Source organism: Naasia sp. (assembly GCF_025465545.1).
Classification (GTDB): domain Bacteria; phylum Actinomycetota; class Actinomycetes; order Actinomycetales; family Microbacteriaceae; genus Naasia.
The window spans coordinates 139,739-155,688 of the sequence record NZ_JAODMK010000010.1 but is presented as its reverse complement, the minus strand read 5'-3'; the positions used below and the strand labels follow the sequence as shown (position 1 = coordinate 155,688).

The following is a 15,950-nucleotide window of genomic DNA, read 5'->3' as shown; positions in this document are numbered from 1 at the left end:
AGGAACCCATGGCTGATCCGAAGGGCTTCCTCAAGGTCCGGCAGCGCGAGCTGCCGCCCCGCAGGCCCGTCCCCGTCCGCATCATGGACTGGAAGGAGGTCTACGAGCCGCACGACCCTGCCATGCTCCGCCGTCAGGCCGGCCGCTGCATGGACTGCGGCATCCCGTTCTGCCACCAGGGCTGCCCGCTCGGCAACCTCATCCCCGAGTGGAACGACCTCATGTGGCGCGGCGAGGACCGCGCCGCGGTGGAGCGCCTGCACGCGACCAACAACTTCCCCGAGTTCACCGGCAAGCTCTGCCCTGCGCCGTGCGAGGCGTCCTGCGTGCTGGGCATCAACCAGCCCGCCGTGACCATCAAGCAGGTCGAGGCGGCGATCGCGGAGGACGCGTTCGCGAACGGCTGGGTCGAGCCGCACCCGCCTCAGCGCCTCACCGGCAAGACGGTGGCCGTCGTCGGCTCGGGACCCGCCGGCCTCGCCGCCGCCCAGCAGCTCACCCGCGCCGGGCACACGGTCGCGGTCTTCGAGCGCGACGACCGGATCGGCGGCCTGCTCCGCTACGGCATCCCCGAGTTCAAGATGGAGAAGCGCATCCTGGACACGCGGCTGAACCAGATGCAGGCCGAGGGGACCCGGTTCCGGGCCGGCGTCAACATCGGCGTCGACATCACCTGGAGCGACCTCCGGGCCCGCTACGACGCCGTGGTCGTCGCCACCGGCGCAACGGTGCCGCGCGACCTGCCCATCCCGGGCCGGGACCTCGACGGTGTGCACTTCGCCATGGAGTACCTCGTGCAGGCGAACCGCGCCGTCGCCGGCGACCCGGTGCCCGGCCAGATCCTCGCCGAGGACAAGCACGTGGTGATCCTCGGCGGCGGCGACACCGGGGCCGACTGCCTCGGCACCGCTCACCGGCAGGGCGCCGCATCGGTCACCACCCTCGCCATCGGCAAGCAGCCTCCGGGGGAGCGCACCGACTCGCAGCCGTGGCCGATGTTCCCGGCCCTGTTCGAGGTGCAGAGCGCCCACGAGGAGGGCGGCCAGCGGATGTTCCTCGCCTCCACCGTCGAGTTCCTCGACGACGGTGAGGGCAACGTGCGCGCGCTGCGCGTCGCCGAGACCGAATACCTGGACGGCCGGCGCGTGCCCAAGGCCGGCACCGAGCGGGAGATCCCCGCAGACCTCGTGCTGCTCTCCCTCGGCTTCACCGGCCCGGAGAGCCGCGACCTCGACGAGCAGCTGGCGGTGCCCTTCGACGGGCGGGGTAACGTGGAGCGCGGTGGCGACTACCAGACCAGCGTTCCCGGCGTGTTCGTCGCGGGGGACGCCGGCCGCGGGCAGTCGCTCATCGTCTGGGCCATCGCGGAAGGGCGCGCGGCCGCTGCGGCGGTCGACACCTACCTGGAGGGGGAGACGGAGCTTCCGTTCCCCGTTCGCCCCACCGACCGCGCGATCGCGGTCTGATCCGGCGCACTCGCGCCGCCGACAACTCGAAGGACATCGCACGCATGAGACGAGCCAAGATCGTGGCGACCCTGGGGCCCGCCACCTCGAGCTACGAGCAGATCCGGGCCATCGTCGACGCCGGCGTGGATGTCGCGAGGCTGAACCTCAGCCATGGTGACTACACGGTGCACGAGGGCGTCTACGCCAACGTGCGCAAGGCGGCCGAGGACAGCGGCAAGGCCGTGGGCATCCTCGTCGACCTGCAGGGACCGAAGATCCGGCTCGGACGCTTCAGCAACGGGCCGCACGAGCTCGCCGAGGGCGACATCTTCAAGATCACCACCGAGGATGTCCCCGGGACCAAGGAGCTCGTCAGCACCACGTTCAAGGGCCTGCCCCAGGATGTGAAGGCCGGCGACTTCCTGCTGATCGACGACGGCAAGGTGCGCGTCAAGGTGCTCGAGACCGACGGCACCGTCGTGACGACCGAGGTGATCGTCGCCGGCCCGGTCTCCAACAACAAGGGCATCAACCTGCCCGGCGTGGCCGTCAACGTTCCCGCGCTCTCCGAGAAGGACGAGGCCGACCTCCGCTGGGGCCTCCGGATCGGCGCCGACTTCATCGCGCTGTCCTTCGTGCGCAACGCCAGCGACATCCAGCGGGTGCACGAGATCATGGATGAGGAGGGCCGCCGGGTCCCGGTCATCGCGAAGATCGAGAAGCCGCAGGCCGTCGACAACCTCGAGGGCATCATCGACGCGTTCGACGCGCTGATGGTCGCCCGCGGCGACCTCGGGGTCGAGCTGCCGCTCGAGGCCGTGCCGATCGTGCAGAAGAAGGCGATCGAGATGGCGCGCCGGATGGCGAAGCCCGTCATCGTCGCAACCCAGATGCTCGAGTCGATGATCCACAGCCCCGTGCCGACCCGCGCCGAGACCTCCGACGTGGCCAACGCCGTCCTCGACGGCGCCGACGCGGTCATGCTCTCCGGCGAGACGAGCGTGGGCGAGTATCCGGTCGTCACGGTGCAGACGATGGCCCGCATCGTGAAGTCCACCGAGGACCACGGTCTCGACCGCATCCCGCCGCTCGGGACCAAGCCGCGCACCCAGGGCGGCGCCATGACGCTGGCCGCCGCGGAGGTCGCCGACTTCGTCGACGCCAAGTACCTCTGCGTATTCACCGAGTCGGGCGACTCCGCCCGCCGCATGTCACGACTGCGTTCACCGATCCCGATGAAGGCCTTCACGCCCGAGCCGGGCATCCGCAATCGGATGGCGCTCACCTGGGGCATCGAGTCGTTCCTCGTGCCGCGCGTGAAGCACACCGACGCGATGTTCCATCAGGTCGACGAGGTGCTGCTCCGCGAAGGGCTCGCCGAGCCGGGCGACACCGTCGTCGTGATCTCCGGATCCCCTCCCGGGATCCCCGGCTCCACCAACGACGTCCGCGTGCACCGCATCGGCGACGCCGTGAGCGGCGCCGCTCCCGCCTGGGCCGAGTAGGGCCAGTGGCCGCGCAGCCGGTCCTCACGGCGACCCCGCTCGCCGGTTCGGCTGAAGGTGCAGGTGAGCTCCTCGTGGTGCTGGCGAGCCTCGGCGGCAGCCACGAGGACTGGCGTGCGGCCGCCGAACTCCTCGCCGATCGCTGGCAGGTGGTCGGCATCGACCACCCCGGGCACGGCGCGTCCGCCCTCGCCGAGGACCCGTTCGCGATCGAGGACCTCGCGGCCGGAGTGCTCGACGCGGTCGACGCCCTCGGGCACGAGCGCTTCGCGATCGCCGGACTCTCGCTCGGCGGCGCGGTCGCCCAGGAGCTGGCCATCACCTGGCCGCAGCGGCTGAGCGGCGTCGCGGTGCTCTGCTCGGCGCCGCGCATCGGCGAGCCGTCCGGCTGGCGCGACCGCGCGGTCGTGGTCCGGCGCTCCGGCACCGGCTCGCTGGTGGGCGGGCTCGCCGAGCGCTGGTTCACGCCCGCCTTCACTGCGGCCGATCCGGACACGGTGGGCAGGGTGCTGGCCGGCGTCGCCGCGACCGACGACGAGAGCTACGCCCTCTGCTGCGAGGCGCTCGGCGGCTGGGACGTGCGCGACCGGATCGCCGGGCTGACCGTCCCGGTGCTCGCGGTGCGCGGCGAGCACGACCCCGTCGCGACCGCCGAGGCGATGCGGCCCCTGGTGCAGGCCCCGGGCGTGACGTCGGTGGTCCTCCCCGGAGTGCGGCACCAGGCGGCGGTGGAGGCCCCGGACGCGGTCGCGGCAGCCCTGCTCGCCGGGCTGTAGGCCCGCCGGCGCACCGCCGGCTCGGGGATGCGCGCCGTCTCCTATCCCTCAGCAGGCAGAATCGGCTCCAGCAGGCAGAAGGGGGCCGTGCAGGCGTTTGGCGGGAGGAATGCCTGCTGAGGGTCGAACCCGTCCCCACCGTCCGGCCGTCCGCCGCTACGCGGCTCCCGGGCCGGCGGGGCCCCGGTGTGCTTCTCGCCCACGCACGCCACGTCGCCCGCCGGAGGCGGTGCGTCGCGGCGTACCGGTGGTGGGACTCGAACCCACACGCCCTTTCGGACAGAGCATTTTGAGTGCCCCGCGTCTGCCATTCCGCCACACCGGCCCTGCCGACGGGCGAGGTCGGCGTCGCCCACCATACCGTAGGCTCTCCCCGTGACAGATCAGCCTCAGGCCCCCGCGGCTGCCCCTCGCAGAGTGGTGGTCGCCGAAGACGAGTCCCTGATCCGGCTCGACATCGTCGAGATCCTCCAGGACAACGGATTCGAGGTCGTCGGCGAGGCGGGCGACGGTGAGACCGCGGTCGCCCTCGCCACCGAGCTGCGTCCCGACCTCGTGATCATGGACGTGAAGATGCCGCAGCTGGACGGCATCTCCGCCGCCGAGCGGCTCTCCAAGAACCACATCGCTCCCGTCGTTCTGCTCACCGCCTTCAGTCAGAAGGAGCTCGTCGAACGGGCGAGCGAGGCGGGCGCCCTGGCCTACGTGGTCAAGCCGTTCACGCCGAACGACCTGCTGCCCGCCATCGAGATCGCGCTCAGCCGCTACCAGCAGATCGTCACCCTCGAGGCCGAGGTCGCGGACATGGTCGAGCGCTTCGAGACCCGCAAGCTGGTCGACCGCGCCAAGGGCCTCCTCAACGAGAAGATGGGCCTCTCGGAGCCCGACGCCTTCCGCTGGATCCAGAAGGCCTCCATGGACCGCCGCCTCACCATGCGCGACGTGGCCCAGGCCATCATCGAGCAGCTGAACGCCAAGAAGTAGCCCGCCCGGCCCCTCCGGTCCTCGCCACCAGGGTCGACTTGCCAGTTAATGACGCTTATCACCCCGAAAAGCGTCATCAAGTGGCAAGTGGCTCCCTTCACGCGGGGCTTGCGGCGGTCAAGCGGGCCTGCACCCGCGCCACCGTCTCCTCCGGGCGCTGCCTGAGGTCGTCCACGGTGACGCGCAGCGTCCGGTAGCCGAGGTCGTCGAGCCGCTCCCTGCGCACGATGTCGTTCCGGAAGGTGCGGGCGTCGGTGCGGTGGTAGTCGCCCTCGTACTCGAGAACCAGCCGCTGTGCCCGGTACACCAGGTCGCATTCCGCTACGAAGCGTCCGTCCTGGTCCCGGATGACCTCGTTGAGCAGCGGTTCGGGCAGTCCCGCCCGGGTGAGGAGCAGCCGGAGGCGCGTCTCGCCGGGAGAGCGCACTCCCGGGCGCACCTCGGCGAACGCGTCCCGGAGCCGCCCGACGCAGGGTCGGTCGTCCGACCTCACGGCTGCCGCCATCGCCGCCCACATGCCGTGGGTGTTACGCGAGGGCCGGCCGACCAGGAAGTCGCCCGCATCGATGAGCTCGTCGACCGTCAGCAGGGTGGCGAGCTGGCACCAGGACTCGAGAGGGCTCGCGATCGGCAGCCCCTCGCTCAGGACGACGAGCCCGGTGCGGGCGATCAGCTGATGCCCCACCGCGCCCGTGGTGCGCACCGCTCGGCCCGGCGCCAGCACCGAGACGTGCAGCCGCCGATCCTCGGCGAGTCGCAAGGGCAGCGGGATCCCCTGCAGCCGGGCACTCGTCGTATGGCTGAAGAACTGCCCGGTGCGCAGCCTCGGCAGGAACGCCTCACAGAGGGTGCGGGCGTCAGAGGTCTCCCCCGAAGCGGACCGCACGCCGTGGAACGGCCGGGCCAGGTCCGGCCGGTACAGGCGTCGGTGCCGGACGCCTGCCCGCTTCGCCTCCGCGACACTGAACGGAGTGCGATCGAGGGGCTGCGGAAGCGGTTCCTGCGAGAGCATCCGCACAGAGTGCCGCCCCGCCCGCCTGGCCGCGCCCCCTGTCCACACCCCAGGACCGACTTGCCAGAAAATGACGCTTCTGGGGTCGGAGAGCGTAATTAAGTGGCAAGTCGGCGGGGGAGAGGGGGAGGAAGCCCGCACCCGGAGACGGGGCGGCGCCGGGCGCGGCTACTTGTCGCGGAGGAGGTTCGTCATGCGGACCGTGGAGAGCCGGCGGCCCTCCTCGTCACGCACGACGATCTCGTGGGTCGCGAGGGTCCGGCCCAGCACGAGGGCGTCGCAGGTGGCGGTCACCCAGCCCGAGGTGACCGACCGAGAGTGCGTCGCGTTGATCTCGATGCCCACCGCGTAGCGGTCCGGGCCCGCGTGGATCGCCGACGAGATCGATCCGAGGGACTCGCCGAGCACCACGTGGGCGCCACCGTGCAGCAGGCCGACGACCTGCCTGTTGCCCTCGACGGGCATCCGCGCGACCGAGTGCGAGGCCGACAGCTCGACGAATTCGATGCCCATCTTGCGCGAGAGCTCGCCGCCGCCGGTGGTCACCAGACGCTCCACCAGCTGCGGGTCCAGGTCCTCGGGCCAGGTCGTCATCGGGTCCTCTCCGGCCCCGGAAGACTGTCCGCGGCCGCGGCTAGGCTGGCATGGTGTCAGAGCCCGATCAGCCTACCCTCCTGTTGATCGACGGTCATTCGCTGGCCTTCCGGGCGTTCTACGCCCTCCCCGTCGACAGCTTCCAGGCCTCCAGCGGGCAGCACACGAACGCCATCCACGGCTTCCTCTCGATGCTCCTCGTGCTCCTGCAGAAGGAGAAGCCCACCCACCTGGGCGTCGCCTTCGACCTGTCCCGGGCGTCCTTCCGCACCCGCGACTATCCCGAGTACAAGGGCACCCGGGGGGACACCCCGGCCGAGTTCGTGGGTCAGGTGCCGCTGCTGCAGGACGCGCTCAAGGCGATGAACATCCCGACGATGTCGATGGAGGACTACGAGGCGGACGACATCCTCGCAAGCCTCGCCAAGCGGGGCACGGAGCAGGGCTACAAGGTGCTCGTGGTGTCCGGCGACCGGGACGCCATCCAGCTGGTCAACGAGGACGTGACCCTGCTCTACCCGTCCCGTCAGGGCGTGACCGACCTCACCCGCTACGACGTGGAGAAGGTGCACAGCCGCTACGGCATCGAGCCGTGGCAGTACCCCGACGTCGCGGCCCTCGTGGGCGAGACGAGCGACAACCTGCCCGGCGTGGACAAGGTGGGGGAGAAGACCGCCGTCAAGTGGCTGCTCCAGTTCGGCAGCCTCGAGGAGATCCTCGCCCGCGCCGACGAGATCAAAGGCGTGGTCGGCAACAACCTCCGGGAGCAGCGCGACCGGGTGGAGCGCAACCGCCGCCTCAACCGGCTGGTCACCGACCTGGAGCTGCCGCTCGGCCCCGCAGACCTCGAGCGCAAGCCGCTCGACATCAAGGCCGTCCGCGATGTCCTCGGCGGCCTGCAGATGCGCAACATCCTCGACCGGGTCCTCAAGCTCGAGGGCGAGTCGGGCTCGGCGTCCTCAGCCGACACCCCCGAGGCGGCGCTGGAGGAGGAGCCGAGCGTCGCACCGCCGACACCCACCCCGCAGAATCTCACCGGCGAGGACCTCGCGGCGTGGCTGCGGCGCAGCGCCGAGGAGCAGCCGACCGGGCTCGCCGTGATGATCGAGCATTCAGGCGGGCGGGTGCTCTCGATCGGCCTCGCCAGCAGCACCGAGTCCGTCACTCTGCCCTGGGTCGCCGGAAGTGCGGACTTCGCGCCATTCGAGGAGTGGCTGGCGGCCGACTCGCCCAAGCTGATGCACGACGCGAAGCCCCAGGTGAAGGCCCTCACAACGGCGGGTCTCGCTCTCGGCGGGCTGGTGTTCGACACCCTGCTGGCCGGCTGGCTGCTGCGGCCGAGCGGCATCGACAAGACGCTGTCGGACCTCGTGCTCCGCTATCTCACCGAACAGCTGCCGATCGCGGACCCCAACCAGCTGGTGTCCGCGGATGAGGGAGCCGGGGTGGCGACCGACGCCTGGTTCCTCGGCCGGACCGTGCACGCCCTGCGGCACGTGCTCGACGAGCGCGACACCCGGGTGCTCACCGACATCGAGATCCCCACCCTGCAGGTGCTCGCCCGCATGGAGGCGAACGGGGTGGCGATCGACGCCCCGCTGCTCGCCGGCCTCTCCAGCGAGCTCGGCGGCCGCATCGAGGACCTTGCCCAGCAGGCCTACGAGGTGCTCGGGCACGAGCTCAACCTCGGCTCGCCCAAGCAGCTGCAGCAGGTGCTCTTCGAGGAGCTCGGCATGCCGAAGACGCGGTCGACCAAGACCGGCTACTCGACCGACGCGGACTCCCTCGCCGACCTGATGGACTCCCACCCGCACCCGTTCGTCGACCTGCTCCTGCAGCACCGCGACGCGAGCAAGCTGCGCCAGATCATCGACACGCTCGAGCGCGGCATCGACACCGACGGGCGAATCCACACGACCTACGTGCAGACCGGCACCACCACCGGCCGGATCTCCTCCAACGACCCCAACCTCCAGAACATCCCCATCCGCGCCGACGAGGGCAGGAGGATGCGCGCCGCGTTCACCAAGGGCGAGGGCTACGAGACCCTCCTCACCGCCGACTACTCGCAGATCGAGATGCGGATCATGGCGCACCTCTCGGAGGACGCCGGCCTGATCGAGGCTTTCGACGCGGGGGAGGACCTGCACCGGTTCGTGGGGTCCCGCGTGTTCGGCGTCGACCCGGTCGAGGTGACCCCCGTCATGCGCACCAAGGTCAAGGCGATGTCCTACGGCCTGGCCTACGGCCTCAGCGCATTCGGCCTCAGCAAGCAGCTGCGCATCGACACGAGCGAGGCCCGTCAGCTGATGACCGACTACTTCGCCCGCTTCGGCGCCGTGCGCGACTACCTCAGGAACGTGGTGGAGCAGGCCAGGGCCGACGGCTACACCGAGACGATCTTCGGGCGCCGACGCCCGTTCCCCGACCTCAACAGCCCGAACCGGGTGCTCCGCGACAACGCGGAGCGGCAGGCGCTGAACGCGCCCATTCAGGGCTCCGCCGCGGACGTCATGAAGCTCGCGATGATGCGGATCGACGCGGACCTGCGCGCCAGGAGCCTCCGCTCGCGCATGCTGCTCCAGGTGCACGACGAGCTCGTGTTCGAGGTCGCAGCGGGGGAGTGGGATGCCCTGGAGGCGATCGTGACGAACCGGATGGCCCACGCCGCGGAGCTCAAGGTGCCCCTCGACGTGCAGGTCGGCCGTGGCGACAACTGGGACGCCGCCGCACACTGATCGCCGGCACCGCGGGTGCAGAATGGACAGGACGCGGAGACGGGGGACGGCATGGCAGGCGCGACGCGGCGGCCGCTGACCGAGCTGCTCGGCGACTCGGCCATCCGGCTGGACTGCACCGCGCTCGACCGCTTCGACGCCGTCCGCCAGTGCGGCGAGGCGCTGGTCGCCTCCGGTGCCGTGACCCGGGCGTACCTGGAGTCCATGCTCGAGCGCGAGCACGCGGTGTCCACCTACATCGGCGAGGGCGTGGCCATTCCGCACGGGACGCTGGGCGGCAAGGACGCGGTGTCGCGCAGTGCGATGGTCGTGCTCGGCTTCCCGGAGGGGGTCGACTGGAACGGCGACACGGTCCGCGTCTGCGTCGGCATCGCCGCCTCGGCGGGCGGTCATGTGGCCCTGGTCGCGCGCCTGGCGGAGATCCTGCTCGAGCCGGCCCTCGCCGAGCGGCTCCGCTCCGCCACCGATCCTGCCGAGATCCGCGTCCTCTTCGGCGGCGGCGAGTCCGCCTAGGCTCGTCGGGTGAGTGGGACCCCCGAGCGCCAGAGCACCGACATCGACCGCATCGCCGACCGCTGGGTGGACACCCTCGTCGAGCTGTCGCCCGAGCAGGGCATCTGGCTGGGCAGGCCCGGCAACGAGGGCGGCTACACCGACTATTCCCCGGCCGGCGCGGAGCGCGTTCTCGAGGCCACGCGCCGAACCCGGCAGGAGCTCACGCAGGCGCGGGCCGCGGACCCGGTCGACGCCGTCACGAAGGCCGACCTGGGGCGCGAGCTGGACCTCGCGGGAGAGAAGCACGAGGCGCTCTTCCATCTCAGGGACCTCAACGTGATCGCCTCGCCCGCGCAGGACATCCGCGAGATCTTCGACCTGATGCCCACGGCCACGGAGGGCGGCTGGGCGCACGTCGCCGAGCGCCTGGGCAACGTCGGCGCGGCGCTCGGCGGCTACATCGAGACGCTCCGCAGCGGCATCGACAGCGGCACCGTGCCCGCCGTGCGCCAGGTGCGCGAGGTGGCGAAGCAGGCCCGCGGCCACGCGGCGGCGGACGGCTTCTTCTTCACCCTCACCGGCGGCGCACAGGTCGGCGGCGTGCCGGTGTCGGATGCCCTCCGCCGGGACCTGGAGGTGGGCGCGACGTCCGCTGCCGCCGCGTACGGCGACTTCGCCGACTTCCTCGAGCGAGAGCTCGCTCCGCACGCGCGCGACGAGGACGGGGTCGGCCGGGAGATCTACTCGCTGGCCTCGCGCGGCTTCCTCGGCGCCGCCATCGACCTCGACGAGACCTACGAGTGGGGGCTCGAGGAGCTGCGGCGGATGGTCGAGGAGCAGGAGGCCATCGCCCGGGAGATCGTCCCCGGCGCGACCGTCGCCGAGGCGATCGCGCACCTCGAGCAGGATCCCAGCCGGAAGCTCTCCGGCACGGATGCCCTGCAGCGCTGGATGCAGGACCTCAGCGATCGCGCGATCGAGAACCTGGGTCGCACCTCCTTCGACATCCCGGCCGAGGTGCGCGCCCTCGAGTGCCGCATCGCGCCGACCCGGACCGGCGGCGTCTACTACACCGGCCCGTCCGACGACTTCTCCCGCCCGGGGCGCATGTGGTGGTCGGTCCCCGAGGGTGTCACCGAGTTCGACACCTGGCACGAGACGACCACCGTCTACCACGAGGGGGTGCCGGGGCATCACCTGCAGATCGGCATCGCCACCTACAACAAGGCGCAGCTCAACTCGTGGCGGCGCATCGCCGGCACCTCCGGGCACGCGGAGGGCTGGGCCCTCTACGCGGAGCGCCTGATGGACGACCTCGGCTACCTCGACGACCCCGCCGACCGCTTCGGGATGCTCGACGCACAGCGCCTCCGCGCGGCCCGGGTCGTGGTCGACCTCGGCGTGCACCTCGGCAAGCCGCATCCGGACGGCGGGACCTGGCAGGGGGATCAGGTCTTCCCCTTCATGCGGGCCAACTCGAGCTGGGACGAGGCGTCTCTGCGCTTCGAGTCGAACCGGTACCTGGGCTGGCCCGGCCAGGCGCCCGCCTACAAGGTGGGCCAGCGCATCTGGGAGCAGCTGCGGGACGAGACCCAGCGCCGCGAGGGCACCGAGTTCTCCATCAGGCGCTTCCACCGCCGGGCCCTGGACATCGGCGGGGTGGGGCTCGACACCCTGCGCTTCGCGCTCCTCGGCCGATGACCGGGTGCCGCCCGGGACCGCCCGTCGGGGGGCGCCGTTACGGTCGCCCGTCCAACGGCCGTCGTCTGCGGGTGGAGACCACTCCTCATCCGCGTTAGACTGCCGTGTTGCCGTTCGGCAGCATCCTGTCCGCTCGCCACGAGCGGGAGACTCCTCTCCTACTCTGTGGCCTGAATTCTGTCCACATTCTGGAGTCACTACTACATGTCAACCGCTACGACCGCCCCGGCCACCAGGCAGATCGCGATCAACGACATCGGATCCGCTGAAGACTTCCTGGCCGCGGTCGAGAAGACCCTCAAGTTCTTCAACGATGGAGACCTGATCGAGGGCATTGTCGTCAAGATCGACCGCGACGAGGTCCTCCTCGACGTCGGCTACAAGACCGAGGGTGTCATCCCCTCCCGCGAGCTCTCCATCAAGCACGACGTCGACCCCAACGAGGTCGTCAACGTCGGCGACAGTGTCGAGGCCCTTGTTCTCCAGAAGGAGGACAAGGAGGGCCGGCTCATCCTGTCCAAGAAGCGCGCCCAGTACGAGCGCGCATGGGGCGATGTGGAGAAGATCAAGGAAGCAGACGGCGTGGTCACCGGAACGGTGATCGAGGTCGTCAAGGGCGGTCTGATCGTCGATATCGGCCTCCGCGGCTTCCTCCCCGCCTCGCTCATCGAGCTGCGCCGCGTGCGCGACCTGACGCCGTACCTCGGCCAGGAGATCGAGGCGAAGATCCTGGAGCTCGACAAGAACCGCAACAACGTGGTCCTGTCCCGCCGCGCCCTGCTCGAGCAGACCCAGTCCGAGAGCCGCAGCACGTTCCTCGCGAACCTGCACCCCGGCCAGGTCCGCAAGGGCGTCATCTCCTCGATCGTCAACTTCGGTGCGTTCGTGGACCTCGGCGGCGTCGACGGGCTCGTGCACGTCTCCGAGCTCAGCTGGAAGCACATCGAGCACGCGAGCGAGGTCGTCGAGGTCGGCCAGGAGGTCACCGTCGAGGTGCTCTCCGTCGAGCTCGACCGCGAGCGTGTCTCCCTGTCGCTCAAGGCGACGCAGGAGGACCCGTGGCAGGTCTTCGCCCGCACCCACGCGATCGGCCAGATCGCCCCGGGCAAGGTCACCAAGCTGGTTCCGTTCGGCGCCTTCGTTCGCGTGGCGGACGGCATCGAGGGCCTGGTGCACATCTCCGAGCTCTCCAGCAAGCACGTCGAGCTGGCCGAGCAGGTCGTCTCCGTCAGTGACGAGGTCTTCGTGAAGATCATCGACATCGACCTCGAGCGTCGCCGCATCTCGCTCAGCCTCAAGCAGGCCAACGAGGGCATCGACCCGAGCAACCAGGAGTTCGACTCCGGCCTCGCCGCCCTCTACGGCATGGTCACCGAGTACGACGAGCAGGGCAACTACAAGTTCCCCGAAGGCTTCGACCCGGAGACCAACGAGTGGAAGGAAGGCTTCGAGGAGCAGCGCGCCAAGTGGGAGCAGGAGTATGCAGATGCTCAGGCCCGCTGGGAGCAGCACAAGGAGCTCATCGTCAAGGGCATCGCGGATGAGGCGGCCGGCATCACCAGCTCGTCCAGTTCGTCGAGCGACAGCTCGCCGAGTGCGTCCGGATCGTCGTCGAGCTTCTCCAGCGAGTCGCGCGGTGCGGGCACCCTCGCCGACGACGAGTCTCTCGCGGCTCTTCGCGAGCGGCTCTCCAGCAACTCCTGATCGAACCTGATTCCACCGAAGGCCGGGCGCGGATGCGCCCGGCCTTCGGTGTCTCCGGTGTCGTGTCGCGGCACGCCCGGGACGCCGAGCGGTCCCCGCCGCGGCCAGGCTGAGCCGGTCCTAGTGGCGGATCAGCGCCCCGCGCGCCGGGAGAGCCGTCGGAGCGCCGCGCGCACCGACGCGCGAGCGCGACCCAGCACGCTGATCCGCGGTCGCGCCGCTCGCTCCCGAGTCGCGGGCACGTCGCGGAACGCGATGCCGCCCCTGCTCTCGACGTCGAGGATGAGCGAGGTCGTCGCCGCGCCGCCGCCGGTCGTCGGCACGGACAGTCGGTAGCTCCCGGCGGGAACGACCCCGCCGGCCTCGACCCGGGCACCCTGCTCATCGCCGACCAGCCGCCCCTCGAGGGTCAGCGGCGGAACCTCGGAATCCGGATCGGCGCCCTGTCGCTCCGCGCCGGTGAGCGGAGTGAGCAGGAGCGGGGAGGGGAGGGTCGTCCGGCCCGAGACGTGCACGGCGCCGAGCGGCAGAATGAACGCGCCGATGTCGCCGCTCGCCTCCGCAATGCGCGGGCGGCCGTCCTTCGCGACGCTGCGGAGCTTCTGCGCGAGATCTATGGTGAGCCCCTTCCGGGTGTTCGAATACGCCACCCCGGGGCGCCCATCGAGGAGGGCGGCGCGGGCGGGGAGCGTGGAGGTCACCTTGCTGCGCTTGTCGGCGCCCAGCCAGCCGGTGTGGCTGTAGAGGTCCCAGACGGGGGACTCGGAGATCCTCCCGTAACCCGACCCTGCCAGGTCGACCTCCGCCGTCACGTCGACGCGGAGGGCCCCGGTCCCATCGCCCCGAGGAATGAACGACGGTGTGGACGAGGTGGGCAGCGACCAGGTGACGTGCTCCGCTCGGGAGCGGATCTCGAGGCCGGCTGTGGCGGTGGGCAGCTGGTCGGTCACGTCGACCAGCTCTCCTGGCAGGGCAGCGCCGACCTCCGCGGGCAGGTTCCGAAGGATGCGGCCGCGGTCGGAGCGGAGCGGTGCGGGTCCGTCCGCGGTGCGGCTGCGCCAGGTGCAGGAAGCCGCGATGCTGACGCCGGCGTCCGTCCACGACACCTCGGTTGCGGTGCTCTGGCCCGCGAGAGTCGAATCGAATCGGTGCAGCGCTCCGAGCAGGTCGGTGCGTCCCGCACGGAGCAGGACGGAGCGGGTGCGGTCGACCGTGGCGAGGTGCCCGTCGAGGGTCTCCGGAACGTACTCCTGATGGATCCGGTGCACGTAGGACATGGCCATCGCCGTTTCGGCGGGTGTCGCGGTTGCCAGGGCGCGGCTGAGTCGAGCGAGGACACGGCCGCGATACTGGTGCAGGAGCATCGCCACCCGATCCGCCTCGTAGGCGGGGGAGTCGAGGGTGTTCTGGATGAACGCGAAGAGGTCGAGGAGGCGGTCCCAGAACTCAGCGGTCTTCGGTCCGTAGGTCTTGGAGTTGTTCGCCCCTGTCGCGTGCCAGAGGTAGACGGGCGTGTCCGAGAGGACCGTCACCACCTCGGCGTGCCGGTATGCCTCGACGTTGAAGTAGATGTCCTCCCAGAGCATCCGGCGTCCCTCGGGAAAGCGGATGCCGTGCCGCTCCACGAAGTCGCGGCGGTAGAACTTGTGGGGCACCATCGGCAGGAGTCCGTCGATCCCGGTCGCGCCGATGATGTTGTCGACGTTCTCGGTGAAGCGCGCCATGCCCCACCCGATGTCGTTGGTCTTGGACTCCTTCGGGCTGAGGACGTCCGCGCGGGTGGCGACCGCGCGCCGGTATGAGCGCTCCAGCGCGTCCGGATACAGCGAGTCGTCGTGATCCATGAAGAGGAGATACTCGCCGGAAGCGAGGTCCATCGCCACGTTGCGCGGCCTGCTGGGCCAGCCGGAGTTGGGGATCTGCGTGATCCGCATGTTCCCCCTGGTGGCGCGCAGCGCCGTGAGGCGCTCGAAGGTGTCGTCCGGTGAGCCGTCGTCGACGATGATGACCTCGAACTCGTCCTGGGGGAGGGTCTGGCGATCCAGGGAATGCACCACCCGGAGGATGCCGTCACCGGGACAGTAGGCGGCGATGATCACACTGACCTTGACTGACGAGCTGCTCATCCGCTTCCCCATCCGTGCTGCACGAGAGCGCAGGAACGGTCCTCGTGGTCGCCCCTGCCGCGCCGTGACGGCGCTCTTGCGGTTCCGATCCGTGGCCGTCGTCCGCGACCGGCCCCGCCGCGTCCGAGTCTAGAGGTGCCCGGCAGACCCTTCCCGGAAAGCTCGGGCCTGAAGACCGGTCGCCGCCTGCGTCTAGATTTGAGCGATGACCCTGATCGCGCTGACCGGCGGCATCGCCGCAGGCAAGTCCACCGTCGCGGGGCGCCTCGCGGAGCTGGGTGCCGTCGTGGTCGACGCCGATCGGCTCGCGCGTGAGGCGGTCGCGGTGGGCAGCCCCGGCCTCGCGGCGCTCGCCCGTGCCTTCGGTGACCGGGTGCTGACCGCCTCGGGGGAGCTGGACAGGGCCGCCCTCGGCGCGATCGTTTTCGCCGACGGGGACGCCCGCGCGCAGGTGAACGCAATCGTTCACCCCGAGGTCGCCCGGCTGTCCCGTGCCAGGTTCGCCGAGGCCCTCGCCACCGATCCGGACGCTCTGGTCGTCTACGACGTGCCGCTGCTTGCGGAGTCCCGCGGGGCGGCGGAATTCGACCGCATCGTGGTCGTTCAGGCACCGGTCGAGGAGCGCATCCGCCGGATGATGACCGCCCGGGGCATGACCCGCGCCGAGGCGGAGGGGAGGGTGCTCGCACAGGCCACCGACGAGGAGCGCGCCGCCATCGCCGACGAGGTGATCGACGCCGGAGGCAGCCTCGAGCAGACGATGAGCGCGGCCGACGCCCTCTACGACCGCCTGAAGGCCTAGCGCCGGGTCGCGCGGCCGGCCGGCGTGCGCCGTGCGCGAACCCCGGCCGCCGTGTCGGAGGCCGA

12 protein-coding genes and 1 tRNA gene are annotated in these 15,950 nt (G+C 70.7%); 9 read left to right on the top strand and 4 right to left on the bottom strand.

Annotated features, from left to right (window positions below):
* Window positions 1-8: 8 nt before the first annotated feature.
* The 3 genes from JWR33_RS02975 to JWR33_RS02965 are packed head-to-tail and all read left to right on the top strand — an operon-like array spanning window position 9 to window position 3,729.
* Complete coding sequence (locus JWR33_RS02975; protein ID WP_297409323.1) at window positions 9-1,466, top strand: glutamate synthase subunit beta; 1,458 nt, start codon at window positions 9-11, stop codon at window positions 1,464-1,466.
* A gap of 44 nt (window positions 1,467-1,510) precedes the next feature.
* Window positions 1,511-2,953, top strand: a complete 1,443-nt coding sequence (pyk, locus tag JWR33_RS02970) for a pyruvate kinase (protein ID WP_297409321.1) — start codon at window positions 1,511-1,513, stop codon at window positions 2,951-2,953.
* A 5-nt stretch (window positions 2,954-2,958) separates the two neighbouring features.
* The gene (locus tag JWR33_RS02965) at window positions 2,959-3,729 is read left to right on the top strand and encodes an alpha/beta fold hydrolase (RefSeq protein WP_297409319.1); all 771 of its coding nucleotides are present in this window, start codon (window positions 2,959-2,961) and stop codon (window positions 3,727-3,729) included.
* 242 nt (window positions 3,730-3,971) lie between these two features.
* On the opposite strand, the gene JWR33_RS02960 is transcribed toward JWR33_RS02965, so the two are convergent.
* A tRNA-Leu gene (locus JWR33_RS02960) sits at window positions 3,972-4,054 on the bottom strand.
* 50 nt (window positions 4,055-4,104) lie between these two features.
* Between JWR33_RS02960 and JWR33_RS02955 the strand changes: the two genes are divergently transcribed.
* Window positions 4,105-4,713, top strand: coding sequence for a response regulator (locus JWR33_RS02955; RefSeq protein ID WP_297409317.1), 609 nt, complete (start codon window positions 4,105-4,107; stop codon window positions 4,711-4,713).
* A 97-nt stretch (window positions 4,714-4,810) separates the two neighbouring features.
* Here the strand turns inward: JWR33_RS02955 and JWR33_RS02950 are convergent, their stop codons facing one another.
* Both JWR33_RS02950 and JWR33_RS02945 read right to left on the bottom strand, forming a co-directional pair.
* Window positions 4,811-5,725 carry a DUF559 domain-containing protein gene (locus tag JWR33_RS02950; protein WP_297409315.1) on the bottom strand — a complete coding sequence of 305 codons (915 nt, stop codon included), beginning with the start codon at window positions 5,723-5,725 and terminating at the stop codon, window positions 4,811-4,813.
* A gap of 168 nt (window positions 5,726-5,893) precedes the next feature.
* Window positions 5,894-6,319 (bottom strand): hotdog fold thioesterase, encoded by a 426-nt coding sequence (locus JWR33_RS02945; RefSeq protein WP_297409313.1) that lies wholly within the window; start codon window positions 6,317-6,319, stop codon window positions 5,894-5,896.
* 53 nt (window positions 6,320-6,372) lie between these two features.
* On the opposite strand from JWR33_RS02945, the gene polA reads away from it, so the two are divergent.
* From polA to rpsA, 4 genes are all read left to right on the top strand, one after another.
* The gene (gene polA / locus JWR33_RS02940) at window positions 6,373-9,057 is read left to right on the top strand and encodes a DNA polymerase I (protein WP_297409311.1); all 2,685 of its coding nucleotides are present in this window, start codon (window positions 6,373-6,375) and stop codon (window positions 9,055-9,057) included.
* A 51-nt stretch (window positions 9,058-9,108) separates the two neighbouring features.
* Window positions 9,109-9,570, top strand: coding sequence for a PTS sugar transporter subunit IIA (locus JWR33_RS02935; RefSeq protein WP_297409310.1), 462 nt, complete (start codon window positions 9,109-9,111; stop codon window positions 9,568-9,570).
* A 9-nt stretch (window positions 9,571-9,579) separates the two neighbouring features.
* Window positions 9,580-11,253: a DUF885 domain-containing protein gene (locus JWR33_RS02930; RefSeq protein WP_297409308.1), complete on the top strand. Its 1,674-nt coding sequence runs from the start codon at window positions 9,580-9,582 to the stop codon at window positions 11,251-11,253.
* Between the two features lie 204 nt (window positions 11,254-11,457).
* Window positions 11,458-12,957, top strand: a complete 1,500-nt coding sequence (gene rpsA, locus JWR33_RS02925) for a 30S ribosomal protein S1 (RefSeq protein WP_297409307.1) — start codon at window positions 11,458-11,460, stop codon at window positions 12,955-12,957.
* 131 nt (window positions 12,958-13,088) lie between these two features.
* Here the strand turns inward: rpsA and JWR33_RS02920 are convergent, their stop codons facing one another.
* Window positions 13,089-15,083, bottom strand: coding sequence for a glycosyltransferase family A protein (locus tag JWR33_RS02920; protein WP_297409306.1), 1,995 nt, complete (start codon window positions 15,081-15,083; stop codon window positions 13,089-13,091).
* 205 nt (window positions 15,084-15,288) lie between these two features.
* Between JWR33_RS02920 and coaE the strand changes: the two genes are divergently transcribed.
* A complete protein-coding gene (gene coaE, locus JWR33_RS02915) occupies window positions 15,289-15,885 on the top strand; it encodes a dephospho-CoA kinase (RefSeq protein ID WP_297409304.1) in 597 nt (198 codons plus the stop codon).
* Window positions 15,886-15,950 lie beyond the last annotated feature (65 nt).